This window comes from Falsiruegeria mediterranea M17, assembly GCF_900302455.1.
GTDB lineage: Bacteria > Pseudomonadota > Alphaproteobacteria > Rhodobacterales > Rhodobacteraceae > Falsiruegeria > Falsiruegeria mediterranea.
On sequence record NZ_ONZG01000002.1, the window covers coordinates 414,364 to 439,745 of the forward strand.

At 58.8% G+C, this 25,382-nt stretch carries 15 protein-coding genes and 1 pseudogene; 6 read left to right on the forward strand and 10 right to left on the reverse strand.

Annotation, left to right across the window (positions count from 1 at the left end):
* Positions 1 to 4: 4 nt before the first annotated feature.
* The 4 genes from TRM7615_RS05365 to TRM7615_RS05380 all read right to left on the reverse strand — a co-directional run bounded on the left by TRM7615_RS05365 (position 5) and on the right by TRM7615_RS05380 (position 5,118).
* On the reverse strand, positions 5 to 820 hold the full coding sequence (locus tag TRM7615_RS05365; protein ID WP_108785862.1) for a universal stress protein: 816 nt from the start codon (positions 818 to 820) through the stop codon (positions 5 to 7).
* Positions 817 to 1,917 carry a 4-oxalomesaconate tautomerase gene (locus tag TRM7615_RS05370; protein WP_108785863.1) on the reverse strand — a complete coding sequence of 367 codons (1,101 nt, stop codon included), beginning with the start codon at positions 1,915 to 1,917 and terminating at the stop codon, positions 817 to 819. The genes TRM7615_RS05365 and TRM7615_RS05370 overlap by 4 nt, the downstream gene beginning before the upstream one ends.
* Before the next feature lie 10 nt (positions 1,918 to 1,927).
* Positions 1,928 to 3,958 carry a tripartite tricarboxylate transporter permease gene (locus tag TRM7615_RS05375; protein WP_108785864.1) on the reverse strand — a complete coding sequence of 677 codons (2,031 nt, stop codon included), beginning with the start codon at positions 3,956 to 3,958 and terminating at the stop codon, positions 1,928 to 1,930.
* A gap of 71 nt (positions 3,959 to 4,029) precedes the next feature.
* On the reverse strand, positions 4,030 to 5,118 hold the full coding sequence (locus TRM7615_RS05380) for a type 2 periplasmic-binding domain-containing protein (RefSeq protein WP_108785865.1): 1,089 nt from the start codon (positions 5,116 to 5,118) through the stop codon (positions 4,030 to 4,032).
* A gap of 137 nt (positions 5,119 to 5,255) precedes the next feature.
* Between TRM7615_RS05380 and TRM7615_RS05385 the strand changes: the two genes are divergently transcribed.
* Together TRM7615_RS05385 and TRM7615_RS05390 are read left to right on the forward strand one after the other, a co-directional pair.
* Positions 5,256 to 5,924: a response regulator transcription factor gene (locus tag TRM7615_RS05385; RefSeq protein WP_108786009.1), complete on the forward strand. Its 669-nt coding sequence runs from the start codon at positions 5,256 to 5,258 to the stop codon at positions 5,922 to 5,924.
* The gene (locus TRM7615_RS05390; RefSeq protein ID WP_108785866.1) at positions 5,924 to 7,297 is read left to right on the forward strand and encodes a sensor histidine kinase; all 1,374 of its coding nucleotides are present in this window, start codon (positions 5,924 to 5,926) and stop codon (positions 7,295 to 7,297) included. Before TRM7615_RS05385 ends, TRM7615_RS05390 begins: the two co-directional genes overlap by 1 nt.
* A gap of 158 nt (positions 7,298 to 7,455) precedes the next feature.
* On the opposite strand, the gene TRM7615_RS05395 is transcribed toward TRM7615_RS05390, so the two are convergent.
* Positions 7,456 to 7,914 carry an Lrp/AsnC family transcriptional regulator gene (locus TRM7615_RS05395; protein WP_108785867.1) on the reverse strand — a complete coding sequence of 153 codons (459 nt, stop codon included), beginning with the start codon at positions 7,912 to 7,914 and terminating at the stop codon, positions 7,456 to 7,458.
* A 114-nt stretch (positions 7,915 to 8,028) separates the two neighbouring features.
* On the opposite strand from TRM7615_RS05395, the gene TRM7615_RS05400 reads away from it, so the two are divergent.
* A complete protein-coding gene (locus TRM7615_RS05400) occupies positions 8,029 to 9,231 on the forward strand; it encodes a methionine gamma-lyase (RefSeq protein ID WP_108785868.1) in 1,203 nt (400 codons plus the stop codon).
* A 10-nt stretch (positions 9,232 to 9,241) separates the two neighbouring features.
* Entirely contained in the window at positions 9,242 to 11,638 is a 2,397-nt protein-coding gene (locus tag TRM7615_RS05405) for a thiamine pyrophosphate-binding protein (protein ID WP_108785869.1), read from the forward strand.
* Between the two features lie 326 nt (positions 11,639 to 11,964).
* Here the strand turns inward: TRM7615_RS05405 and TRM7615_RS05415 are convergent, their stop codons facing one another.
* The 3 genes from TRM7615_RS05415 to TRM7615_RS05425 form a co-directional block, all read right to left on the reverse strand.
* Entirely contained in the window at positions 11,965 to 13,125 is a 1,161-nt protein-coding gene (locus TRM7615_RS05415) for a calcium-binding protein (RefSeq protein WP_306417716.1), read from the reverse strand.
* Positions 13,095 to 14,984, reverse strand: a complete 1,890-nt coding sequence (locus tag TRM7615_RS05420; protein ID WP_207775211.1) for an integrin alpha — start codon at positions 14,982 to 14,984, stop codon at positions 13,095 to 13,097. The genes TRM7615_RS05415 and TRM7615_RS05420 overlap by 31 nt, the downstream gene beginning before the upstream one ends.
* A gap of 434 nt (positions 14,985 to 15,418) precedes the next feature.
* Positions 15,419 to 19,126 (reverse strand): calcium-binding protein, encoded by a 3,708-nt coding sequence (locus tag TRM7615_RS05425; protein ID WP_108785872.1) that lies wholly within the window; start codon positions 19,124 to 19,126, stop codon positions 15,419 to 15,421.
* 367 nt (positions 19,127 to 19,493) lie between these two features.
* On the opposite strand from TRM7615_RS05425, the gene TRM7615_RS05430 reads away from it, so the two are divergent.
* Entirely contained in the window at positions 19,494 to 19,817 is a 324-nt protein-coding gene (locus TRM7615_RS05430) for a site-specific integrase (protein WP_125133642.1), read from the forward strand.
* A 787-nt stretch (positions 19,818 to 20,604) separates the two neighbouring features.
* Here TRM7615_RS05430 and TRM7615_RS25880 read toward each other — a convergent pair.
* Positions 20,605 to 20,754: pseudogene (locus tag TRM7615_RS25880) on the reverse strand (IS5/IS1182 family transposase); the annotation flags it as partial.
* 234 nt (positions 20,755 to 20,988) lie between these two features.
* Here TRM7615_RS25880 and TRM7615_RS05435 point away from each other — a divergent pair.
* Entirely contained in the window at positions 20,989 to 21,243 is a 255-nt protein-coding gene (locus TRM7615_RS05435; RefSeq protein WP_108785874.1) for a hypothetical protein, read from the forward strand.
* An 8-nt stretch (positions 21,244 to 21,251) separates the two neighbouring features.
* Here the strand turns inward: TRM7615_RS05435 and TRM7615_RS05440 are convergent, their stop codons facing one another.
* Positions 21,252 to 25,379 carry a calcium-binding protein gene (locus tag TRM7615_RS05440; RefSeq protein WP_108785875.1) on the reverse strand — a complete coding sequence of 1,376 codons (4,128 nt, stop codon included), beginning with the start codon at positions 25,377 to 25,379 and terminating at the stop codon, positions 21,252 to 21,254.
* Positions 25,380 to 25,382: the final 3 nt, after the last annotated feature.

The following is a 25,382-nucleotide window of genomic DNA, read 5'->3' on the forward strand; positions in this document are numbered from 1 at the left end:
TTCCTCAGTGAGACAGCAGAACGGGGATAGGTGCGGACCGAAGGACCCGGGCCGTGACACCACCCAGAAAGTCCTCGCGAAATTTGGAATGCTCATAGGCGCCCATGACCAGCAGACAGGGATCATGTTCGGCGCACCAGGCCAGCAAAGCCCGTGCCACGCCGGGGGTGTCGGCGATATGTTCGTGAGTGGCCGCAACACCATGACGAGACAGGTGCAGGGTGACATCCCCGACCGGGCGCGGCATGGCCTCGTCTCCGATGGTCAAAACGGTCACCTGCCCCTGATCCTCCAACAGGCCAAGCCCGTCCGACAGGGCCCGCGCCACCGCGCGCCCGCCGTCCCAGGCCAGCGTGGCATGCGCATGACGGGCCGTGGCATCGTGACCTTCGGGAACGATCAGGATCGGGCGGCCGCTCATCAGGGCGATGCGGTCGGGATGCAAGGTGACATGTTCGTCCACCCCGGCCTGATCCTGTCCGACAACCAACAGATCGAAGCTGCGCGCATGTTCGGCCAGAACAGCGTCGACACGCCCCGCAGCACGGGTGAAATGCAAACGATCGTCCAAACCCAGGCCATCGCTGACAACGGTAAACTGCCTCTCGATTTCATTCAGAATGTCGGCATTGGCCTCCGCGATGATCTCGCGCGCACGGGCCGGAACCCAGGCGGAATTGGGGTCCACCACCTCATGGGTGGAATGGGCCAGCAGCGCGGTGACATGGCCACGGTCACCTGCCAGTTGGGCCGCGTATTTCAGCGCCGTGATCGAGGCCTGCCCACCATTGAACGCCACCAGAATGTTGTACAGGTTCATGCGGTTTCCTCCTGCCCTGCCCAGGTATCGGCAGGGACATAGACGTGGCCGTCGGCCAGCTTGCGTGCAGTGCGCACCAGGCCCGCCGCGTTCAGGGCAAAGCCATCCTTGGCGCTGAAATCGACCAGCACGTCGATGGTGCCTGACGCATGTTCCAACACGACCTCGGCGGGGCTGGTGGTGGGGCGCGTCAGCATGCCGTCCGACACCGTACCCGGCGTCAACGCGCAAGAGGCCAGGCATTGTGCCCCTGTCACGGCCATGGTCGGATGGGTTTTCCACGGCATGAAGTAACGCGTGGCGATGGTGCCGCCGTCGCGCGCGGGGGCCAGCAGGCCGAACTTGGGCGTGACCGATTGGGTGACATCGCCCATGCCCATCAGCTTACCCGCCTCAAGGCGCATGGCCTCCATCCGGTCGAAAAAAGCGCGGTTGGCATCCAGCTCTTCGGCGCTTTCGTATCCCGTCAGGCCGAAATCCGCGGCTCGGGCGATGACAACCGGCATGGCGACATCCATGCAGGTCACTTCGATTCCGTCCACTGTGTCGCGCAGATTGCCCGTGGGAAGGAACGCCCCGGTGGACGAGCCCACCACGCCCATAAAGCTGAGCTGTACCGGCGCCGACGTGCCGGGCACGCCTGCGATCTCGGCGTCGCCCTCGTAGGCAAGCTTGCCGCCGGGGGTTTGCACCTTGGCGACGACCTGAGCATCGGTGTTCACGGCGCGAATGCGGATCTCGGTCACATCGCCCCTGGGTTCGATCAGCCCCATTTCAATCGCCGCAGGCCCAACACCCGACAGGATATTGCCACAGGTCGGTTTGAAATCGACCAGTTGCTCCTCGACCGAAACCTGAGCAAAGAAGTAGTCCACATCCGCCCAATTGTTGGTGCTCTTGGACAGCATGGCGACCTTGGTCGTCACGGCAGCGCCGCCGCCGATGCCGTCGATGTTCAACCCGTGCCCCGAACCCACGGCGGCAATCAGTACGCGCGCCAGGGTGTCCAGATCTTCGGGCAGATCCGCGCGCTGGAAATATGGCCCCTTCGAGGTACCTCCGCGCATATGAATATAGGGAATGGCGATCTGGGTCATGTCATCCTCCTCACTTCAGCGGCCAGGGCAGATCAACAGCGTCCTGCAACAGGCCCGGCGGGAAATCGCGGTTCAGGGCGCCCGCCATCAGGCACATGAAACCGATGCCGCAGGCGGTCAGCAGCAGCGTCTTGCCCCAGCTGGAACCGGCCCGAACCCGCAGGAAACTGATCAGAAAACCCACCAGGGCCAGGATGAAACCAACCACCCAGGTCGCGGCGATCAGTGCGGCGAACCAGGCCAGTGTGGACCACAAGCCATAGGGGGCATCGGCGTCTTCACCCGCCACCTCTTTGTCCGCAAAGATCGGGTCTCCTTCGGGGCGGCGTATCATCTGCACCAGCAAGATCGTGCAGCACAGCAAGGCAAAGCTGCCCACGACCAGCGGGATGATCTTGTCGGTCATGTTGTAGTCGGGGATCATGTTGGCGTTCACCAGCGCAACGATCAGATAGCCCGCCAGCACCAGGAGGAAGACCATCGGCGCGCGTTTGGCACCAGACTGCACCTCCCCCTCGGCCATGATCGACTTGGCCTGGCGAATGCCAAGAACAACCGAGACCACAGTGATAATGATCAACACGATCACGATGGGGCTGAAGACATATTCCATGCCCACGTCGAACCCCTTGCGGAACCGGAAAGAAGCGATCTGAAACGCCTGGTTGGTGAATTTCTCGACCGGGTTGGACAGGACAAAGCCGATCAGAAAGGCGGGTCGCGACCAATCAAACCGACGCAGGAAAATGCCGATGAGACCGATGGCAAACAGTGCCAGAAGATCCTCGAAGTTCTGACCCGACTGGAAAGCGGCAAAGCTGATCAGCATGAACAGGAACGGCGCCAGATATGTGAACCGGATCGTGGTCAGCTTGGCGATCCCACCCGAGGCGGCGATGCACAGCACCGTGCCAACGACATTGGCAAGCGCCAACAGCCAGACGATCGAATAGGTGATGTCCAGGTTGTCCTTCAACATGCCCGGGCCAACTTCGATATCGCCCGAGCCGAGCAAAGCCACGGCACCGATGAAGATCGCCATCGATCCGGATCCGGGAATGCCAAACAAGAGCGTCGGGACAAGCCCCCCGCCCTCTTTTGCGTTGTTCGAGCTTTCCGGCCCGATCACGCCACGGACTTCGCCCTTGCCGAAGTTGGACTTGTCCTTGGTGGTCTGTACCGAATGGCCATAGGCGATCCAGTCGACCACGCTGCCGCCCAGGCCGGGAATGATGCCCACAACGACGCCGATGACCGAACAGCGCACCGACAACCAGATATTGGCGAACCAGTCCTTTACGCCATCCAGCCAACCTGCGCCCAGGCTTGCGCCCTTGGCGATAGAGCGGTCCTGGCGCAGCAGGGATACGATTTCGGGAATGGCAAAAATGCCCAGGCCGACGATGACCAGTTTCAGCCCGTCGGTCAGATATGGAATGTCATAGGACGCCATGCGCAGGCTGCCGCCTGCATCCGCCTCGCCTATGGTGCCGATCATCAGACCCAGACCAGCCGCGGCCAGACCCTTGAGCGGGAAACGCCCCGCCAGAACGGCGACCATGGAGAGGCCGAGGATAGTGATCATCAACATCTCGGGCAGACCAAAGGCCAGGACGATGGGCCGAGCGACCAGGATGAACAGGGTCAGGAAACAGGCGCCAACAAGCCCACCAAAGAGCGAGCTGGAGAACGCCGCAGACAGGGCCCGGGCCGCCTGCCCGTTCTTGGCCATGGGAAACCCGTCCAGCACCGTGGCCTGCGAGGCCGAGCTGCCAGGGATCCCCATCAAAACAGAGGCGAATGTGTCTGAGGTCGGCACCACGGCGACCATGCCGATCATCAAAGCCAGACCCAGAACCGGGTCCATGCCAAACATGAACGGCAAAAGCAGGGACAGGCCTGCGATGCCGCCCAGGCCCGGAAAGACCCCCACGGCCAGGCCCATCACGACCCCCAGGACCAGGTATCCCAGAACAACAGGTTGCAGGATCAAACCCCACGCTTCTCCAAGCGCAGGAAGAGCGGTGGCGAAAGCCTCCATGGGAGCCGCCTTTCAGTAGAATTTTTGGGAAAAGTGGCGCGTGTAAGACCCACGCGCCAAGGTGGGAGTGATCAGTTCAGCGAGACGCCATAGGCCTCTTGCAGCCAGTTGGTCACAAAGGCCTTGGCCTCATCCGGGACCGAGGTCGCGGTGCCCAATGCACTCTGTGCGTCCGTGCCGGTGAACACCTGATACTTGCCAACCCGCTTGGACGAAATGTCTGCAAAATCAGCGCGCGCCACGACGGCCTGGAAAGCGGTGGTATAGGTGTCGATGACCTCTTGCGGCGTGCCAGCAGGCAGGAAGGCAAGCTTCTGCACCGGGAAGCCTGCGACGAAGAAGGCACGCCACGCATCCCAGGCCTCACCGTTGGTTTCACAGCCGTCGGTGGCCTCGCAGACCTCCTTGAAGGTCGGAATGTCAGGGAAGGTCGGATCGCGTACGATATTGCCATCCGCATCCAGCGCGCCCCAGGACATCATCGCCACGGCGTCGCCTGCCACCACCATCTCGGCCGACCCCTTCAGGTAGCCTGACGAGGTCTGGTAGTCGATTGTCGCTTCGCCCCGTTCAAACATCAGGCGGCCGTCACCGCGCCCCTTGATGCCGAACACTGGCTCCACGTTCATGCCCAGCATCTGCCAAGCCAGGAGCGGCACCAGATCCAGACGTGTGGCGCCTTGCGACCCATAGATGAAATCCACATCCTTAAGTCCGTTGGCCGAACCATCGAATTTGGCCCCGTCTTCGGCATTCAGATAGGCGACACCGCCCGTGCCCGAAGCCATAACCGGGTTCCAGTCCTTGTATTCATAGCGCACACGCGGATCGCCCAGCAGATAGGGAAACTGGGTCGAGCCCGAGGTACCAAACAACAGCGTGCCGTCATCATGGTCTTGTTCCTGGAACCAGTTGGCCCCCTTGGTGGACCCGGCACCCGGCATGAACTTTACCACCACCGTGGGATTGCCCGGCAGCTCTTCGGCCAGCAGCGGGGCAAAGAAGTTAGCCCATTTGGCCGAGCCCCCGGTTTCAGAGAACGGAATGACCCATTCGATCGTCTTGCCGGAAAAGTCGACCTCGGCGGCCGCAGGCGCGGCGATACCCGCGGCGGCGATCAGGCCGACAACGGCGCGGCGGGTGAAAGTGGAAACGGTCATTGGTTCCTCCCTGTTGACCAGACAAGCACGGAAGCCTCCTCAGCACCACCATGATTGCCAAACTGTACGGGGTTGATTCCCCTGTTGATCTGCTGATCATGGGGGATCAACCTTGCGCCAAGCTTGCGGACCCGGACATGCGGATTGCGATCGTCGAAGACAACGAAACCCTTGCCAATGCGATTGCCTATCGCCTGCGCGACCGCGGTCACGCGGTGGATGTGCTGCATGATGGAGAGCACGCCGATGACTTTCTGGCCCAGGATGGTGCCGACTTGGTGGTGTTGGATATCAACCTGCCGCGGCGATCAGGCTTGGAAATCCTGTCAGCCCTGCGCGCTAGGGGGGATGGCACGCCAGTCATCCTGCTGACGGCTCGGTCGGAAACCTCGGACCGGGTGGCCGGGCTGGACACCGGAGCCGATGACTATCTGGTCAAACCCTTCGAGATGGACGAGCTGGAGGCCCGCATTCGCGCCCTGTCTCGCCGCAAGGACCTGGACTATGGCGCGCAGGAGGTTCTGGGGTCCGTGACCTTTGACCGCTCGACACGCCAGGTCAGTGTAGCTGGCGCGGCACTGGATATTCCGCGCAGGGAACTGGCCGTGCTGGAATGTCTGGCGGAACGACGCGGGCGCATCGTGTCCAAGGCGCAGCTGATCGAGCATGTCTATGGTGTGGGCGCCGATGTCGAAGACAGCGCGATCGAGCCGCATGTCTCACGCCTGCGCAAAAGGCTGGCGCCGCATGGTGTCGGCATCAAGACCGCGCGCGGATTGGGATATCTGCTTGAGGTCACCGGCTGATGCGCCGCGCGTCGCTCCGTCTACGCCTCTTTGCGGTGATCCTTTCCCCACTTTTGATCATGGCGCTGATCGTGGGGTTCTGGCGGGTGACGGTCGCACAGCAAACTGCGCAAGAGTTGTTCGACCGCTCGCTTCTGTCCGCGGCCCTGGCCATTTCCCGAGATGTGGCCGTGTCCGAGGGGGACGTGCTGTCCGTTACCACCCGCGACCTGATCGGCGATGCCGCCGGGGGCGAGGTGTTTTACCACGCGACAGGCCCCGGGGGTATCTATGTTACCGGATACGCCTATCCACCGACCGGCGCAGACAAACCACGCCCCGCCTTGAACACGCCGCATCTGTTTCAGGCGATCTATCGCGGCGAAGAGGTGCGGGTGTTGCAGGTGACCGAGCGGTTGACCATCGACACTATGACCGGGGACACCACGGTCACTGTCTGGCAACGCCTGACAGACCGAAACCAGCTTGCAACTCAACTCGCGATCCGCGCCGCCGCCTTGATTGGTGTGCTGCTTGCAACGTTGGCCCTGGTGGTTTGGTTTGGCGTCGGGCTTGGCCTGCGACCGCTGCTGGATCTTGAGGAAGCAATTGCCGTACGGTCCCCCCACGATCTGAGCCGGATCAAGCGCCCTGTCCCGATCGAGGCACACGGCATTGTCCGTACACTCAACCGCCTGCTGGGCCAGGTCGAAGCCAGCATTGACGCACATCAGGCCTTCATTTCAGACGCTGCTCATCAACTGCGCAACCCGGCCGCCGCCGTGCAATCCATGGCAGAAAGCGTTCGGGATGCACGCTCGGAAACGGACCGCAATCAGCGCGTTTCCGAGCTGATTGCAGCAGCGCGCTCCTCTGCCCGTGTCGCGGACCAACTGTTGTCCCTAGATCGCCTTCAGCACCCTCTTCAACCTGCAGCACAACAGGAGCTCGATCTGGCGGCCCTTGTCCGGCAGACCTGTGCGGATATGGGGCCAATCGTTTTGAATGCCGGTACCGACTTCGATGTCGGGGTGCCGGATACCCCAGTGTACGTCCAGGGAGATCCGGTGTTTGTGACAGAGGCCATCAAGAACCTGATCGACAACGCGCTAAAGCATGGGGGTCGCAGTCTGAGCCTGGTGAAGGTTTCCCTGAACTGTGATGAAGGGGCTGCGCGAATTACCGTTGAAGATGATGGCAAGGGGCTGATCCCTGAACAGGCGGACACCGCTTTCCGACGATTTTCACAGATCGAACCGTCAGAAGGCAGCGGCCTGGGGTTGACGATCGTCTCTTCGGTGGCTGATCGACATGGTGGGCACCTGTCAATCAACAAGGTGGAGCGTGGAGCCAGTTTGACGCTGTCCCTGCCGCTTTCCACAACGCGGCCATGACGGTGCCCTACACCTGAACCGGCTCGCTGGAAGTCGTGCAGAAGAACGCCAGTGTTGCAAGCCACAGCTGTGCGATTGCCCGCCTTGAATTCAGCACTACCCCCACATGTGTTTACAAGCGCCAACACCCTGCGCTCATCCGGGCATTGCGTGGACGGTCAATCGATTACTGGAAACACGTTGGTCTTCTTGACCGTGGAATAGACGAAGCTGGTGTCGATCGAAGCAATTCCTCCGATGGGATGGATGCGATGGCGGATGAAATCTTCATAGGCGTCCAATCCGGGCACCACCACCCGCAGCTGGTAATCCGAGGCTCCGGTCAGGACATGGCATTCAAGCACTTCGTCAATCGCATGGATTCGGCTTTCGAAGCGGCGCACATCGTCTTCGTTGTGGCGCTCTAACCGGATGCGCACAAAGACCGTGATGGGCAACCCATAGGCCTTTGCGTCAACCTCGGCGCTGTACCCCCGCAGCGTCCCGCTGTCCTCGAGGTTGCGCAAGCGGCGCAGACACGGCGACGGCGACAAGTTGACCTCGGCGGCAAGATCCTGATTGGTCATGCGCCCATTGGCTTGCAGGGCGCGGATGATCTGTCGGTCTTTGGCGTCCATTTTACCCCCATATTGGCAGATAATGCCAAAATTTCAATTCAGTGAAGCATAACTCGCAATCATTCCCTCGCCAAGACATCGCATCCTGCCTCAAACACCATGAGAGAGGTTGCCATGAATTCATCCAAAGGCTTCGCCACCCGTGCCATCCACCACGCCTATGATCCTCAGCAGAACGAAGGTGCGCTGACGCCGCCCCTGCACCTGACATCCACCTTCGCGTTCGAGACCACCGAAGCCGGGGGCGAGATGTTCGCGGGCGAACGTCAGGGGCATATTTACAGCCGTATCTCGAACCCGACCTGTGATCTGCTGGAACAGCGCATCGCCACGCTCGAAGGGGCCGAGGCCGGGTTGGCCCTGTCCAGCGGCATGGGGGCGATCACCGCAGTGCTGTGGACCTTGCTTTCGCCCGGCGACGAGGTGATCGTGGACAAGACGCTTTATGGCTGCACCTTCGCCTTCATGCGGCATGGGCTGGCGAAATGGGGGGTGACGATCACCCACGTGGATATGACCGACGCAGAAAACCTGCGCGCCGCAATCTCGGAGCGGACCAGGGTCGTCTATTTCGAAACCCCGGCCAATCCGAACATGAGATTGGTGGACATTGCCGCCACCGCGGCCATCACGCATGAAGCCGGGGCACAGGTGGTCGTCGACAACACCTATGCCACGCCCTTTTTGACACGACCAATTGAACTGGGCGCTGACATCGTGCTGCATTCCGCCACCAAGTATCTCGGTGGACACGGCGACGTGGTCGCCGGGCTGGTTGCCGGTACAGCCGAACAGATCGCCGAGATCCGTCTTGTTGGCATGAAGGACATGACCGGCGCGGTCATGGCACCGTTCAACGCGATGTTGATCCTGCGCGGTCTGAAAACCCTGGCACTGCGCATGGAGCGTCATTGCGCTTCGGCTTGGGTTGTGGCCGAACATCTTCAGCAGCATCCGTCCGTTCGCGCCGTGCATTTTCCGGGGCTGGACAGTTTTGCCCAACACGAACTTGCAACGCGCCAAATGTCCAAACCCGGCGCGATGATCGCGTTTGAAGTTGACGGCGGCATGGTGGGCGGCATCCAATTCATGAACAGTTTGAAAATGATCCAACGGGCCGTGTCCCTGGGCGATGCCGAAACATTGATTCAGCATCCTGCTTCGATGACACACTCGACCTATACCCCCGAGGAGCGTGCCGAGCATGACATCACGGACGGGTTGATCCGCCTGTCGGTTGGGTTGGAAGATGTCGATGACATCATCGCTGATCTTGATCAGGCATTGCCCCAACCCGTCCATCACGCTGCCGAGTAAGGAGAGCCCCATGCCCACCGACATCGACCACATGAAGACCATCGAGCAACGGCTTTTGTGGCTGTCGCACTGGATGATCCACCACGCCAATCACGTGCGCCCCAAGGTGGACGGGATCAAGATCGGTGGGCATCAGGCCTCGTCGGCCTCAATGGTGTCGATCATGACTGCGCTCTATTTCTCGGCCCTGAAACCCGAGGACCGGGTTGCGGTCAAACCCCATGCCTCGCCGATCTTTCACGCAATGCAGTATCTGATGGGCAACCAGACACGCGAGAAGATGGAGAATTTCCGGGGCTTTGGTGGGGTGCAGTCCTATCCCAGCCGGACCAAGGATATTGATGACGTGGATTTCTCCACCGGCTCGGTGGGCCTTGGCGTCGCGATCACCTCGTTCGCGTCGATCATTCAGGATTACATCAAGGCCAAAAGCTGGGGCGATGACGCCCCAATGGGCCGAATGGTGGCGCTTGTTGGCGATGCCGAATTGGACGAGGGCAATATCTATGAAGCCCTGCAAGAGGGGTGGAAGAACGACCTGCGCAAGACGTGGTGGATCATCGATTACAACCGTCAATCGCTGGACGGGATCGTGCGCGAAGGGCTTTTTGAGCGGATCGAGAAGATTTTCGATGCCTTCGGCTGGGATGTGGTGCGCGTAAAGCACGGCGTGTTGCAGCGCGCCGCCTTTGAGGAACCCGGAGGCCACAAGCTGCGGGACTGGATCGACGCATGTCCCAACCAGGACTATTCGGCGTTGACCTTCATGGGCGGCGCGGTCTGGCGCAAGCGGTTGATGGATGATCTTGGGGATCAGGGCGATGTCTCAGCCCTGATTGACCGGCGCAGTGACGAAGAGCTCGCCGCGCTCATGGAAAACCTTGGCGGCAACTGCGTGGAAACCATGGCAGACAGTTTTGAGGCCATCACCCACGACCGACCCACCTGTTTTCTGGCCTATACGGTCAAGGGCTGGGGCACGCCCATTGCAGGTCACAAGGACAACCACGGCGGGCTGATGAACAACAGCCAGTTTGCGCAGTGGCAAGCCCATATGGGTGTCGCCGAGGGCGAGGAGTGGGACCCGATGGCCACGGTCGAAAATCCGGGCGCATTGCGGGAGTTCCTGTCCAAGGTGACATTTTTTGCCAAGGGCCCCCGGCGCTATCAGGATGGCAAGTTGGACGTGCCCTCCATCGCCATCGACACCTCTCGTGAAATCTCGACCCAGATGGCGTTCGGCAAGATCCTCGACGATCTCTCCAAGGGTGACAGCGATCTGGCCGAGCGGATCGTCACAACTTCACCGGATGTCACGGGAACCACAAACCTCGGCCCCTGGGTGAACCGCCGAAAGCTCTTTGCCCGTTCAGAGCAAACCGATGCCTTTATCGAGAACCGCATACCCTCTACCGCGAAGTGGGAGTTCACGCCCGAAGGTCAGCATATCGAGTTGGGCATTGCCGAGATGAACCTGATGCTGCTTCTGGGGGCGGCCGGTCTATCGCATTCCCTGTTTGGCAAGCGGCTCATTCCCATCGGCACAGTCTATGACCCCTTTGTTGCCCGTGGCCTCGATGCGCTGAACTATGCCTGCTACCAGGATGCGCGTTTTATCCTGGTCGGAACGCCCTCTGGCGTGACGCTGGCGCCGGAAGGCGGGGCGCATCAATCCGTTGGGTCGCCGCTCATCGGCATGAGCCAAGACGGGCTCGCAAGCTTTGAGCCCGCGTTCGCGGACGAATTGGCGGTGATCATGGGATGGGCATTCGACTACGTCCAGCGCGACGGCGAAGGTGACCCGAATGAGCGGACTTGGCTGCGCGATGAAACAGGCGGGTCAGTCTATCTGCGTCTGACAACCAATCCCATCGAGCAACCCGGAAAGCGTGTAGATGGGGATTTTCGCCAAGGGGCCATTGACGGGGCGTACTGGCTGCGCAAGCCGGGTCCGAATTGCGATGTGGTCATTGCCTATCAAGGCGCGGTTGCCCCCGAAGCGATCAAGGCTGCCGGAATGATTGGAGAAAACCGACGGGACATCGGCGTGCTCGCCGTGACCTCAGCCGACCGGCTCAACGCGGGCTGGACCGCAGCCCAGCGCGCGCGCTCGCGCGGCAACAAGGCCGCCCGCTCCCATATTGAGGTTCTGATGGCTCAGCTGCCACCGCATTGCAAAGTCGTCACCGTCATTGATGGGCACCCCGCGACGCTATCCTGGCTCGGCTCCGTCGCTGGCCATCAAACCATCCCCTTGGGGGTCGAACACTTTGGTCAAACGGGTACCATCGGCGACCTCTACCGCCATCACGGCATAGATGCCGCTGCCCTGGTCGAAAAAGTGAATGGTTTGACGGACGGGAAAGACGTGCGCCGCGGAGCCTTGGCCTCAATGACCACCGACTGAACACCAGCAAAGAGAAGCACGATGCGCCCCTCTGCAGCGAAGGTCTGTTTCTTGTCCTTCCTTTATATGGGGCGCTCGTCTATATGGGGCGCTCGTCGTTACGCAGGAAAGGCCGGGATCAGACCAATACACGAGTGAACCGAACAACCCGGGTTGATCAACTCGTCACGTCGTAAGTCCTTTTAACATTGGGTCGGCTACCGCCCATGCATCCGCTTCTTGCGCGCACGTGTGTCTTGGGTGGCCGTCTCACTGCCGTCATGGAAAGACCCAAAGATCACATCCCAAGGCATCTCTGCCGTCCCGTACGCGACGCCCAATCGCCTTCACAAGATTAGATCCCCGTCCGCAAACCGCAGGATCTCCGAGTGGATGACGATGTTTGTTCCGTCTCCTGTCCCTGGCCCGATGTAATCAACAGTGGTTCTGAAACCGTCATTGGTGATGGTGTATTCACGACGATCATAGGCAAAAAGAACGATGTCGGTTCCAAAGCCGCCGTCTAGCGTATCGTTCCCACCCGCGCCAATCAGGAAATCGTCGCCGTAGCCACCATTTAGATGGTTGTCCCCGTGATCTCCGGTCAGGCTATCATCGCCCCAGCCAGAGCTGACGTTCTCGATACCGCTATAGTGATCTCCCTTGGCCGCACCCGTCCAACCGCGCCCCGCCAGCAATGACAGGCTGATATCAGCAGCATTCTCGTAAAACCCGCCTGCAGTCAACAGATCGATGCCTGCGCCGCCCTCAATCGTATCTGCACCGATATCTGTGTAAAAGGTGTCGGCACCACCAAGCCCGCGCAGCTTGTTGTCATTGTCATCGCCACGTAGTTCATCAACGTAGCTGGACCCGGTGATGCCCTCGATGGATTCCAGAACAATCGAGCGTCCGAGCTCGCTGACGAATACAGTTTTGTCGGCCAAGTTGCCCGTAACGCCATCATTCGCATCCTGAAAAGAAAAGGTGTCAAATCCAGCCAAACCGTCGACGTTTCTCAGCGTTTGATGGGCGGGATCCCAGGTCATCATATCGTCGCCTGGTGTACCGAACAGGTTATAGGGATCGACGTCGCCATCAGCGAAACGAAAAACTTCGGCGTGAATGACAACATTAGGTCCGTCAAATGCACCGGGTTTATCGATATAGTCGACAATCGTCTGATCCCCGTTCTGCGTGATCAGATACTTGTCGCGATCATAGGCGAACTGCACGACATCAATGCCGTGACCTCCATCCAGCGTATCTCTCCCGCCGTTGCCCATCAGCGTGTCGTTTCCGTAGCCGCCATTCAGATGGTTATCCTCATGATCTCCGGTCAGTTCATCATTGCCCCAGCCCGAGCTGACATTCTCAATACCGCTGTAATGATCACCTTCCGCGGCACCAGTCCAACCGCGTCCCGCGATCAGTGACAGCCTGATATCGGCGGCACCACTAACAAAGTCCCCTGCGATCAGCAGGTCCGTGCCTGCACCGCCTTCGATGGTATCCGCCCCGCCATCTGTGAAAACGTATCCGCTCCACCAAGTCCTCGCAGCTTGTTGTCGCCATCATCGCCACGCAGTGCGTCCGCATAGCCGGAACCGGTGATGCCTTCGACATTGACAAGGGCGTTTACCTGATCGCCCGCAACAGTCACCCCGTCCTTCAAAGACGCATTGATCCCGGCTGCTGCAGTGTCAAAGAAAATCTGGTCAAACCCGTCGCCCCCATCGACGGTGTCAAGCCCAGCCATGGGCATGATCCAGTCCGAACCGCCCAGCCCAAATATTCTTTCGCTATTCTCGGTACCCGCAATGGTGTCATTTCCGTCTGTGCCGATGATGTCCGAGGAAATAGTGCTTCGCCCAAAGATCACATAACTCTCACCTGCGGAAGTTGTGCCTCCCGGGCTGGCCTGTATAGCTCCGATAATTAGATCATCGATACCGTCGCCATTGACATCCCCAGCGGAAGAGACGGACCTTCCGCTCTTGTCCAAACGTTCACTTCCCTCAATCACAAAGCCATTTCTGCCATTCAGAGAGGACAATGGCAGAGTGGCCTCAAAGCCAACGTTGCTGCCGAAAACGACATAGCTTTCGCCCGCACTCTCTATCCCACTGGGACTAGCGTTTTCAGCTCCTATAATCAGATCATCGATGCCGTCGCCGTTCACATCCCCAGCGGAGGAGACAGAGATTCCACTAATGTCGCGTTCGTTAGCACCTTGGATCGCAAATCCATTGCTGCCATCCAAAGAGGATACAGGCAGAGTAGCAGCAAAACCCGCAGTGCTGCCAAAAACCACATAACTTTCGCCTGCGTTGTACAAGCCACCCGGTTCAGCAAATATAGCTCCGACAATCAGATCATCGATCCCGTCGCCATTGACATCCCCAGCGGAAGAGACAGACGTACCAAAGTCGTCTCCAACTTCAGCGCCTTGGATGACAAAGCCATTGCTGCCGTCCAGAGAGGACAATGGCAAATTGGCCGCAAAACCCGCGGTGCTGCCAAAAACCACATAGCTTTCGCCTGCACTGGTTGGGACGCCCGCAACGTCATGAACTGCTCCGATGATCAGATCATCGATACCATCGCCGTTTACATCCCCCGCGGAAGAGACAGAGTTACCAGCAGTGTCATCTGAGTTAGCTCCCTCGATCACAAAGCCATTGCTTCCATCCAAAGAGGACGCGTACAACACAGTCGGGAAAGCCGAAGTACTACCGAAGACCACATAGCTTTCGCCTACTTCCCTTTGTCCGCCCACTTCAGCCTCTGGCGCACCAATGATGAGATCATCGATCCCATCGCCATTGACATCCCCAGCGGAAGAGACAGACGCTCCACTATTGCCGTTCAGTTGACCTTGGATCTCAAAGCCATTTCTGACCTGCCACAGATCGGAAAGTGGCAGGGTGGCCCCGAAACCTGCGGTGCTACCAAAAACGACATAGCTTTCACCTTCACGACTAGAACCAGCGCCTGATGCCCCAATGATCAAGTCACCTATACCGTCACCATTGACATCCCCAGCAGAAGAGACGGACCCACCACTGAAGTCGTAGGAAGCAATACCTTGGACCACAAAGCCATTGGCGCCATTCAGAGAGGACAGTGGGAGAGTGGCCCCAAATCCCGCTGTGCTGCCAAAAACCACGTAGCTTTCGCCTGCTTGGGATGTGGCGCCCCCTGCAGCACCATATGCTCCGATGATCAAATCATCGATCCCGTCGCCATTGACATCCCCAGCGGAAGACACGGATCCACCACTATAGTCGTACGGATCAATGCCTTGGATCACAAAGCCATTGCTGCCATCGATATCCGAAAGTCGGAAAACACCATCTGTTGTCACGTCAAATTTCCTCTTTTCTGAATAGTCGAAAAACGAACTCATACAGAGGCAGGATTCAGCCTCAGGGCACTGAAAAGGGAGAGAATAACTGACAATGCCCTCCATTTCGCTCTGTGTCCAGAAACAGGTGATTTACTGTTCCTTACGGATCAGCTGACATCCCCAAGGCTGAGCGTGATGCAGGCAAAATTCATACACTCGCTGGATTAGTAGCTACCGCACAATGCGCCGGATCATCAGGTGCGCAGTCAAAGCTCTCAACGCGGCATGCACCCCGTCCCAAAATGCGCAACCCAAGCATGGCTTTGCCGCGCTGGCTCCATCATCAGGTCCGCCGCATCACCCAACGCCTGCGTCAGCAACTTGACCAGGTAGCTGGGGTCGCACTAGGCGTTAACCGCGAACGCGCAAGGTTCGCTTTAATCCCAACCACCTCACAAGATCAAATCTCCATCCGCAAACCGCAGGATCTCTGAGTGGATGACGATGTTAGTTCCGTCGTCTGCCCCCGGCCCGGTGTAGTCGACAGTGGTTCTGAAACCGTCATTGGTGACAGTGTAATCCCGGCGAAAACCGGAGAACAAAACAATGTCGGTTCCATGCCCCCCGTCCAGTGTATCGTCTCCGCCTGCGCCGATCAGAAAATCATCACCGTAGCCGCCATTCAGGTGGTTGTCCCCGTGATCCCCGGTCAGGTTGTCATCGCCCCAGCCAGAGCTGACATTCTCGATACCGGTGTACTGATCCGCCAAAGCATCGCCAGACCAACCGCGCCCTGCCAACAGGGACAGGTGGATGTCAGCGGCCCCGGCAGCAAACTCGCCAGCAACCAAACGATCCGTGCCATCGCCGCCCTGGATGGTATCCGCACCAGCGTCGGTGTAGAATACATCCGGACCACCAAGCCCACTCAGCTTGTTGTTGCCTTCATCGCCACGCAGTTCATCCGCATAGCTGGAACCGGTGATGCCCTCGATAGACTCCAGAACAATCTCGCGCCCAAGCTCACTGACAAACACCATTTGGTCGTCCAAATCAGCCGAAACACCACCATTGGCATCGCCGAAGGAAAGCATGTCGAAACCCGCCAAACCATCCACCGTCCGCAAGGTGGTATCCGCCGGGTTCCAGGCCAGCCAGTCGTCGCCCGGCGTACCCCTCAAAGTGAAGGGGTCAAAATCACCATCCGCAAACCGAAGTATCTCGGTGTTGATGACAACATTGGGTCCATCAAAATCGCCAGGCCGGTCTATGTAGTCCACAATCGTCTGGTCCCCGTTCTGGGTGATCAGGTATTTGTCACGATCATAGGCAAACAGCGCCACATCAATACCGTGACCACCATCCAGCGTGTCTCGCCCACCATTTCCCTCCAGCGTGTCGTTCCCATAGCCGCCACTGAGGTGGTTGTCCCCATGATCACCGGTCAGTTGGTCGTTGCCCCAGCCAGAGCTGACATTTTCGATGCCGGTGTATTGGTCACCGTTTGCACCCCCCGTCCAGCCGCGTCCTGCCAGCAGCGACAGCCGGATATCAGCGGCGTTTTCATAGAATCCGCCAGCGATCAGCAGGTCCATGCCTGCGCCACCTTCGATCGTGTCTGCCCCAATATCGGTGTAAAACGTATCCGCGCCACCAAGCCCCCGTAGCTTGTTGTTGCCATCATCGCCACGCAACACATCCGCATAGCTGGATCCGGTGATCGCCTCGATGGATACCAGATCAATCGATCTCCCAAGCTCACTGACAAACACAGTTTGGTCGTCCAGATCAGCCGAAACACCACCATTGGCATCGCCGAAGGAAAGCATGTCGAAACCCGCCAAACCATCCACGGTTCTCACCGCAGTATCCGCCGGGTCCCAGGCCAGCCAGTCGTCGCCTGGCGTGCCCTTCAAAGTGAAGGGGTCGAAATCACCGTCCGCAAACCGAAAAATCTCGGTGTTGATGACAACATTGGGTCCATCAAACGCGCCGGGCCTGTCGATATAGTCGACAATCGTCTGATCCCCGTTCTGGGTGATCAGATACTTGTCACGATCATAGGCAAACAGCGCCACGTCCACACCGTGACCACCATCCAGCGTGTCTCGCCCGCCATTGCCTTCCAGCGTGTCGTTCCCATAGCCGCCACTTAGGTAGTTGTCCCCATGATCACCGGTCAGATGGTCATTGCCCCAACCAGAGCTGACATTCTCAATGCCGCTGTACTGGTCATTCTCGGCGGCTCCCGTCCAGCCACGCCCCGCCAGCAACGACAGCCGGATATCGTCGGCCCCGCTGGAAAACTCGCCAGCAATCAGCCAGTCAGTGCCTGCGCCGCCTTCGATGGTATCCTCACCAGCATCAGTGTAGAACGTATCAGCTCCACCAAGCCCGCGCAGCTTGTTGTTGCCAACATCTCCACGCAGTCGATCGCTAAAGCTGGATCCAGTCACGCCTTCGACATTGATGAGGGTGTTTGTCTCTCCTCCTGCGACAGCTCGTCCATCGGCAAGAGACGCGTCGATCCCCCCCGTTGCCGTGTCAAAGGAGGCTTGATCAAACCCATCGCCCCCATCGATGGTATCTATTCCGGCATTGGGCGTGATCCAGTCCGCACCGCCCAGCCCAAATATCCGATCGTTACTGTCTGTTCCAGACAGAACATCATCGCCTTCTGTGCCAACAATGGTATTTATCACCGACCATTCGGTTGTCCCGAAAACCGCATTAACGCGGCCATAGGGCGGATTAAATGAGTCCGGCTCAATTACAACTAGGTCGTCCAACCCGTCCCCGTTGAAGTCCCCCGCATTCGCGGCCCCTGTAATTGGATCCCAGATTTCGCGTGTTGCAATTATGAAGCCGTTACTTCCATCTAGGTCATCAAAATTCAGAGATGCATCGAAGCCCCCGCTGTTCCCGAATACGACGTATGCTTCAACGGAACCAACGGGATCGTACATACGACCGCTTACGACTACTTCGCTAAACCCGTCGCCGTTCAAGTCACCAGCCGATGAAACCACGTGACCACTGCGGTCCAAACGGTCACCCCGCTCATTGAATTTTCTGCCAATCAGTTCGAATCCATTCTGGCCGTTCAATCCCGCGAGAGAAAAGGTGGCGCTAAAATCATCGGCGCGTCCAAATACAACATAGCTTTCTCCATCACGTACATGGGAGTCTCTAGGATCTTGATTGGCGGACGGCGCACCTATGATCACGTCACCGAAACCATCACCGTTCACATCCCCCGCAGCAGAGACGGAGCTGCCGCTACTGTCCCCCTCCTCTATCCCCTCGATCACAAAGCCGTTGCTCCCATTCAACGAAGACAACGACAGGGTGGGCGCAAAACCTGCGGTGCTGCCAAAAACCACATAGCTTTCGCCTGCACCATCTCGCCCACCCGGATCAGCATTTCGCGCCCCGATGATCAGATCATCAATCCCGTCTCCATTGACATCCCCGGCAGAAGAGACGGACCCGCCACTATTGTCCCCCTCCTCTATCCCCTCGATCACAAAGCCGTTGCTCCCATTCAACGAAGACAACGATAGGGTGGGCGCAAAACCGGCGGTGCTGCCAAAAACCACATAGCTTTTACCTGCACTCTCTCGTCCACCTGCGGCACCGATGATCACGTCATCGATCCCATCGCCGTTCACATCACCGGCATAAGAGACGGACCCGCTGCTTCCATCGATCACAAAGCCGTTGCTGCCATCAATCGAAGACAACGGCAGGGTCGGCGCAAAACCTGCAGTGCTGCCAAAAACCACATAACCCTCGCGTGAAGCTCCGATGATCACGTCATCGATCCCGTCACCGTTCACATCCCCCGCAAAAGAGACGGACCTACCACTACCGTCCCGCTCATCTATCCCCTCGAACACAACGCCGTTGGTTCCATCTAGTTCAGAGATCGGGGTGGGTGCGTCAAAACCGCTTGCCTTACCAAAAACAACATAACTTTCACCAACATAGAATTTAGCATCGGTAGGAACGCCAGGGCTTCCAACAATTACATCGTCAAACCCGTCACCATTAAAGTCCCCTGCAAATGACGGCTTGATGCTGAAACGGTAATCTGAGTAATGCAGCAAGCCACCGTTTGTACCGTCCAGGTCTTCAAGTTTAAGAATTCGATCGGTCATGGTGAAATTTCTCCAAGGCTCATATGTTGACAAAGAAAGTGATTTACAGACGCGAAACTCTCAAAAAGGATATTGACCTAAGAAACCTACTTGGCTCGGCCTTCAACGGCAACCTTGGTGCACACACCAGATTGCCCGCAATTCACCGCTGTCAAAATGCAAACCTGAATGATCAGAAGCTGATCAGAGGCGAGCAGTCAAAAAGCCGCCGTTCTGCAGTGGCCCCATCATCCGGTCCAGCGCATCCGCCAGAGCGTGGGCAAGCGACTTCACCAGTTCGCCCTTGAAGACGCCACCCGAGAAAAAGCAACCTCACATCCCCTGGCCTGATTGGACCGTCGAAAAGTTCCGCAGCGAAGCAAATCAGATGGCACGGCTGATCTTTGAGCCGGGGATCGGAAGCGTCCAACGTCCAGATGACTGGACCCAGTTTCGCTGGAACGACTTTGACGCAACCGGCCTGCGCGTGGTGCAGCAGAAAACAGGTCGGGAACTCTACATCCCATGCACTGGCTATCTGATCCAAACACTGGAAACAGAGCCCAAAAACGGGCTGACCATCTTGACCAAACAAGACGGCACACCCCTGCCACATCGCCGTATGGCCCAAATCATGCGCGATGAACGTAAGCGGCTTGGGGTCGAAGCCTATGACCTTTATGCGTCCGCTATCGCGGCATCCACGAACTAGTCTTACACGGCTGCACAGACGATGAAATCACCAGCCACTCAAGGCACACCACCAAAGCAATGATTGAAAAATATGCTGGTGCAGCAAGGCAGCGAATTCGGGCTGGACAAGCTCACAAAAAGCGGCAATAAGGCCCCCGAACGGAACGAGCCCCGAACAAGAACGTGATAACTCTTGTGATAACTCGACAATCCGTTCCGCCCCGAAATCCTGCTCATAGCTTGATTTCACACCACAAAGGCGAGTTGGCGGAGTGGTGACGCAGCGGATTGCAAATCCAAAAACATTTCCAAATAAATCAGTACCTTAGCCCTGTTCAGTTATCAGGACAAAGGAAGAACGGGTCGAGAACCTGATAACTGCAATTCTACCCGGCCCTAGGCTGCTCCGGCCTCATCGGTAGACCCTCAGGCGCTTCGACTTCATGAGCGATCAACCGTAAGCGGATCCGCGCCCGCCTGTCCGAATTCTTGAGAGTCGCGCGCCATTCGTCTAGCTCAAGTAAGCGCCAGGGGAGATTAGGCCACCATTGCGGCTTGCTTCGAAGGCCGCGGCGCTTTGCCTAGGCACGTAGCGATCTATGAAAAGTCGCTCTGAACGCTGCCAGGCACACGATGCAAGCGGCCCTTACCGGCCACTCGAACAAAACCTGTCTAACGGCAGCTTCCAGCCCGAAGCTGACATTGACGTCCGCCACACACAAAGGGCCGCGATGCGGAGATAGTGTTGAAGAAGTCGACATTGGATCTGCCGATGGGCTCAGCCCAAAGCAGCCGGGCCGCTCCTCTCAGCCTGTTGGTTCTGGTTGCGGAACCAACTTGGCGAGTTTTCTGAGGTTTTGGGCCGTGGCTGCGAGTTGGAACTGTTCATATGCGCCTTTGGGCCCTCGAAGTCGCATCATTGGCACGCCGATGTATCGCTTCAGATGAGCGAAGAGCGCCATGCTCATCCATTAGGCTCACGGCATTGATACACGCGATGATGCCGTCAATCTTGGCGTAGCCTTGCCCAGACAGGCGGTTGTCTCGTTTCTTGAGGCGGCGGTTGCCGCTGGGCGTATCATCAACCAGCAGGCTGGCCACGTTGTAGCTCACCAGCGGTCAGTGATTGTGCCGTATCGCGTCATCAAGCAGGCGGCTTGCCGAGCAGCTTGAGACCATGGAGAAAGCCAATGAAGCCCAACGAAGGATTCTGGAGGCGGCGGCTCGCCGCCCTCGTAATCGCGACGAGCTGGTTGACCGGCTGCGCCACGGCGGGTTTTGAACCTGGCGGCGTGGCAGCATGTCCGCCAGTCGTGGAATACAGCAGGGAGTTCCAAGCGCAGGCGGCCGAGGAATTGGCGACACTGCCGGATGGGGCGGCGGTCGCGGAGATGCTCAGCGACTATGCAATGATGCGGGAACAGTTGCGCGCATCGTACCCGTAGAGGCCGGTTCAGAGCCCCCAGATGTTCAGCGTGGTGTCGTCGAAGATGAAGTATTCCACGTCGATCAGGCTGTCGGTGCCGTCGGAACCGACCACGGTGACGGTGTTCGAGGACGTCTTGGTGAGCGTGTATTCCGACCGGTTCCCATCGAAGAGCGCAAAGTCGGACGAGCCGCCGCCGTTGATCGTGTCGTCGCCCGCGCCGCCGCGCATCCGGTCGTTGCCGCCATAGCCAAAGATCAGGTCGTCGCCGCCCAGACCGTTGAGCTGGTTGACCAGGTTGTTGCCCGTCAGGCTGTCATCCTGGGCGGTGCCCACAAGGTTCTCGATCGAGAAATACAGGTCCCGCGTCGCGTCGCCCCGCGTGCCATAGCCCGAGGGCTCGCCATCGATCAGCGGACCGTTGCGCAGGCTCGCCGTGACCCCGCCCGCCGACAGGACATAGCTGACAGTGTCGATCCCCGCGCCACCGAAATAGCGCTCGCGCCCGCCGGACGAGCCGACGAACATGTCATAGCCGCCGAGACCCCGGAAATCGTTCTGGTTGGCATCGCCGATGAACAGGTCCTGATGGGACGAGCCGGTGATCCGCTCGATCGAGCTCAGCGTCTGGCTGGCGGCCAGCCCTGCGTTGTTGGCCGCATTGCTCAGGTCCAGCACGACACCGCCCAACTGGGCCCCGCCCGGCAGCGCGCCATCGGCGCTGAGCACGTCCTGGATGACCAACGTGCCGCGATCCTCGGCCAGCAGAAAGCTGAGCATATCCAGACCGTTACCCCCTTCGAGCGTGTCATTACCCTCGGTCGCGATGAACCAGTCATAGTCGCCCTGGCCGCGCAGCTGGTTGGCATTAGCATCGCCCTTGAGCATGTCGGCATAGATCGTGCCGGTGACCCGCTCGATGTTGATCAACTGGTTCATGTCGCCGCCAAAGATATTGGCGGTGCCCGCCGCCAGGTCGAGCGTCAGCGTGAAATCGAGGTTGGTGCGCGCCGGGTTGAAGGGCGTGCCGAGGAAGTCGGCCATGTCGTTGCCCGCACCCCCGTCGATCGTGTCATTGCCCGTGCCCGGACGGATCCAGTCATTGCCGCCAAGACCATTGATCCGCTCGGACGCGTTGGTGCCCTCGATGGTCTCGCCGTCATCTGTGCCATTGCGTATCTCCACGCCTGCCATGGCCAACAGCTGCGAAAAGCTGAGCGTTGTGTCGGTAAACACGATTGCCTCTACATCGCTTGCGACAAAATCACGTCCTTCGCCGGATTGAACGTACAAACCGTCAACTGCTTGCGAGACAGTCACATTGGTCTCGGATGGCGAGATGTAGGCGGCATCTTCGATGGCAACCGTGTCTTGGCCGCTGCCGCCCCAAAACACGTCATTCCCACCGCCCCCGCGCAGAAAATCATCCCCGTCGCCGCCCCGGAAAACCTCGTCCCGGTCGGAGCCGACGAGGGTATTCGCCAGGGCGTTCCCGACAACGGTCAATGCCGGGAAGGCAGATGGCAAAACCCAAGCCTCGGTGAAAACAGGCATGGGAAGGGCCAGTTGCGTACCGTCGACAACGACGTTGTCATGGTTCCGACCCAGATCGAATTGAGTCTCGCTTCCAGGACGCCAGATGATGGTTTCCTTGACCTCCGGATCGCCTTCGCCGAGGTCCTCGTTGCCCTCGGACCAGATTACATGGCCGTCGGTATCAAGCTCGATGATTATCGTGCCACCCAGGCTGTTGAAGTAGTCCTCGTTCTCTTTCTCGATGCTCAGCATTGCATTTGCGAAAATCGCCTTGATGATGCCCTCACCGACACCAACAATTGCAGATGGAACCTTGAACGGGGCCAAAAGGAGCTTGCCGGCCTCTGCCGCCACGCTTTGGGGGGGCTCGGGGCAATAGTCTCCCATCAACGCGTCGATGCCATTGGACGCAAACACACCGGCGATATGTGAGGCGTACTGCGAAAGTGCATTGTCCAGATAGACATCAATCGCCTGTCGAAACCGATCTGTGAGCTCCTGCTTCAATGGGTCGTTCAGGCCGAGTTCCGGACTTTCCGGGAACAGCCGCTCCAGGAAAACCTCCCAAGGGTCCTCTGGTGCGCCGGGGAGCCCAAGAAAACCGCTCACGCCCTGATCAATGTGTTTGTCGATATTGGTTTTCACCGATCGGAGCGCCATGAGTGCCTCGATCACGGGGCGCCCGACACAGACGGCTTGCCGGACCAGGTGGGCGGTATCGCGTTCCCATTGGGCGTCGTCGAAATTCTCTTCAACGGTGTTGATGCGCACGCCGGGTCTGCCCAGGATTTCCTCGGGGTGCAGGGTTACTTCGTCGTTGATCTCTGTAAACGGGTTCCGTTCGAACTCCACGACACCAATGTTGGTAAGCTGGGGCGTGGTGAACTTGAGAATAGCGGTGGAGGACGAAAAGTGATCCCTGTAATAGAAACTCATCTGGCTGGCGTCGGAAATGTCTCCCATGAAGTAAAGCGGCTCGTCAACCGGGTTCCAGTCAACGATGATGTCGCGGGACGGCGTATCGACGCTTGCGCCAGTGCCCACAAGGAATGTGTCGTCCGCGCCGTATCCCCGCAGGCTGTCATCGCCCGACCCGTCCCAGATCAGGTCAACGCCGCCACCCCCATGTATGGAATCGTTGCCACCGTTGCCGAGCAGAAAGTTGTAGTCCCACCCGTCCCAATCAAAGAGACCGCCCCAGATGGAATCGTTGGCGCTGCTGCCAATGATCAGATCACTCTCTCCGCCGCCATCTGCAAACTGATCGCCGGGCAACATGATGATCACGTCGTCTCCACTGTTCCCGTCGAGCGTGCCGTTTTGCCCCCCGCCGATCAGGACGTCGGAATAGCGCGACCCTTGCGCACCTTCCAGGTTGGTGAACGTGTCCAGGACCTCTCCGGTTTCAACGCTGAGCACCGTTTGCGATGGCGCGGTTCCCCCCGCCGAAATGACCGAGAAATAGGACCCTAGATCAAGCTCGTTGTCCGGGTCGATCCCCTGAAGGATTCCGCCGAGGTCGAAGGTGCTCGTGCCCAGGTTAACGACCGCACCGGCCGTGGAATGGCCGGATAGGAACCTCCCCGACCAGGAGTCCATGCCGTCACCGCCGTCAAGCTGATCCGATCCGCGTCCGCCAGCCAGTGAATCGTCGCCTGCGCCGCCCAGCAGGGTGTCGTCGCCGTCACCGCCAAAGAGTTCGTCGTCGTCTGCCCCTCCATCCAGGGAATCCGCATCCCCCTCACCAAAGAGATCGTCGCGACCATCCCCGCCGAGCAACGTATCTTCGCCAAAACTGCCAAAGAGTTCGTCACTCCCACCACGACCTTCGAGCAGGTCATTTCCATCCAGGGTGCTATCGCGACGGGTCAGCTGCGGATTGCCAAACCTGTTTCCAGTGTAGCTGGGGTCCCAGGTTGCGTGGCCCCCGCTCAGGTAGTCGCTGCCATCGCCACCGATAAGGGTATCGTTGCCGAGACCCCCGTGTATGATCTCTCCGGCCGAAGACCCGTCGGGGCTTGCCGAAACGTGATCATTGCCGTCGCCCGCAAAGAACGGGATCCACGCGGAATAAGAGGGTTGATAGGGGCCGAACATGATTTCAAGGGCAGCATCTTCGCCCGCCAGAACAACAATGTCGTTTCCGGCCCCGGATGACATCAGCTCGGATTTGAACCGCCCGATGCTGTACCCGTCTTTGAACTCTCGGAGCCCGGTAAAAGCATTGGGGTCATTCCCGTAGTCAAACGTGTCGTCGCTTTCGGTAAAGGGCAGGGACGTGGCCCAGAACTGTACGGTGATACCCGGGGCAGACGACTCGTCTTCATTTCGCGGGCGACCTTCGGTGAAAGCCCGGATGGTCGTTCCATTTCCGCCAGTGACTGCGACGCCCCTCAACGGAACGCCCATCTCGCCGTTGGAATAACGTTCGAAATCCGGGTCCCACGTTCCGAAGCCCAAGCCAATGGAATAGTAGTCATCGGTGGATTGGATGTAGGCGGCCCTTTCAAAGTAGGTGCGCCCGCCGTCTTCGGTGTTTATGAAACCGGCGCTTATGGCGCGCCCGGGTTGGAATGTTTTATACGAGATTGCGTATTCGTGACGTACGACGGTATACATTGC

Excerpts from the sequence above, each read along its gene's own strand:
- TRM7615_RS05365 (WP_108785862.1), bottom strand. The coding sequence starts at position 820 with ATGAACCTGTACAACATTCTGGTGGCGTTCAATGGTGGGCAGGCCTCG.
- TRM7615_RS05430 (WP_125133642.1), top strand. The coding sequence starts at position 19,494 with ATGGCACGGCTGATCTTTGAGCCGGGGATCGGAAGCGTCCAACGTCCA.
- TRM7615_RS05395 (WP_108785867.1), bottom strand. The coding sequence starts at position 7,914 with ATGGACGCCAAAGACCGACAGATCATCCGCGCCCTGCAAGCCAATGGG.
- TRM7615_RS05375 (WP_108785864.1), bottom strand. The coding sequence starts at position 3,958 with ATGGAGGCTTTCGCCACCGCTCTTCCTGCGCTTGGAGAAGCGTGGGGT.
- TRM7615_RS05440 (WP_108785875.1), bottom strand. The coding sequence starts at position 25,379 with ATGTATACCGTCGTACGTCACGAATACGCAATCTCGTATAAAACATTC.
- TRM7615_RS05400 (WP_108785868.1), top strand. The coding sequence starts at position 8,029 with ATGAATTCATCCAAAGGCTTCGCCACCCGTGCCATCCACCACGCCTAT.
- TRM7615_RS05425 (WP_108785872.1), bottom strand. The coding sequence starts at position 19,126 with ATGACCGATCGAATTCTTAAACTTGAAGACCTGGACGGTACAAACGGT.
- TRM7615_RS05435 (WP_108785874.1), top strand. The coding sequence starts at position 20,989 with ATGAAGCCCAACGAAGGATTCTGGAGGCGGCGGCTCGCCGCCCTCGTA.
- TRM7615_RS05380 (WP_108785865.1), bottom strand. The coding sequence starts at position 5,118 with ATGACCGTTTCCACTTTCACCCGCCGCGCCGTTGTCGGCCTGATCGCC.
- TRM7615_RS05390 (WP_108785866.1), top strand. The coding sequence starts at position 5,924 with ATGCGCCGCGCGTCGCTCCGTCTACGCCTCTTTGCGGTGATCCTTTCC.
- TRM7615_RS05385 (WP_108786009.1), top strand. The coding sequence starts at position 5,256 with ATGCGGATTGCGATCGTCGAAGACAACGAAACCCTTGCCAATGCGATT.
- TRM7615_RS05370 (WP_108785863.1), bottom strand. The coding sequence starts at position 1,917 with ATGACCCAGATCGCCATTCCCTATATTCATATGCGCGGAGGTACCTCG.
- TRM7615_RS05405 (WP_108785869.1), top strand. The coding sequence starts at position 9,242 with ATGCCCACCGACATCGACCACATGAAGACCATCGAGCAACGGCTTTTG.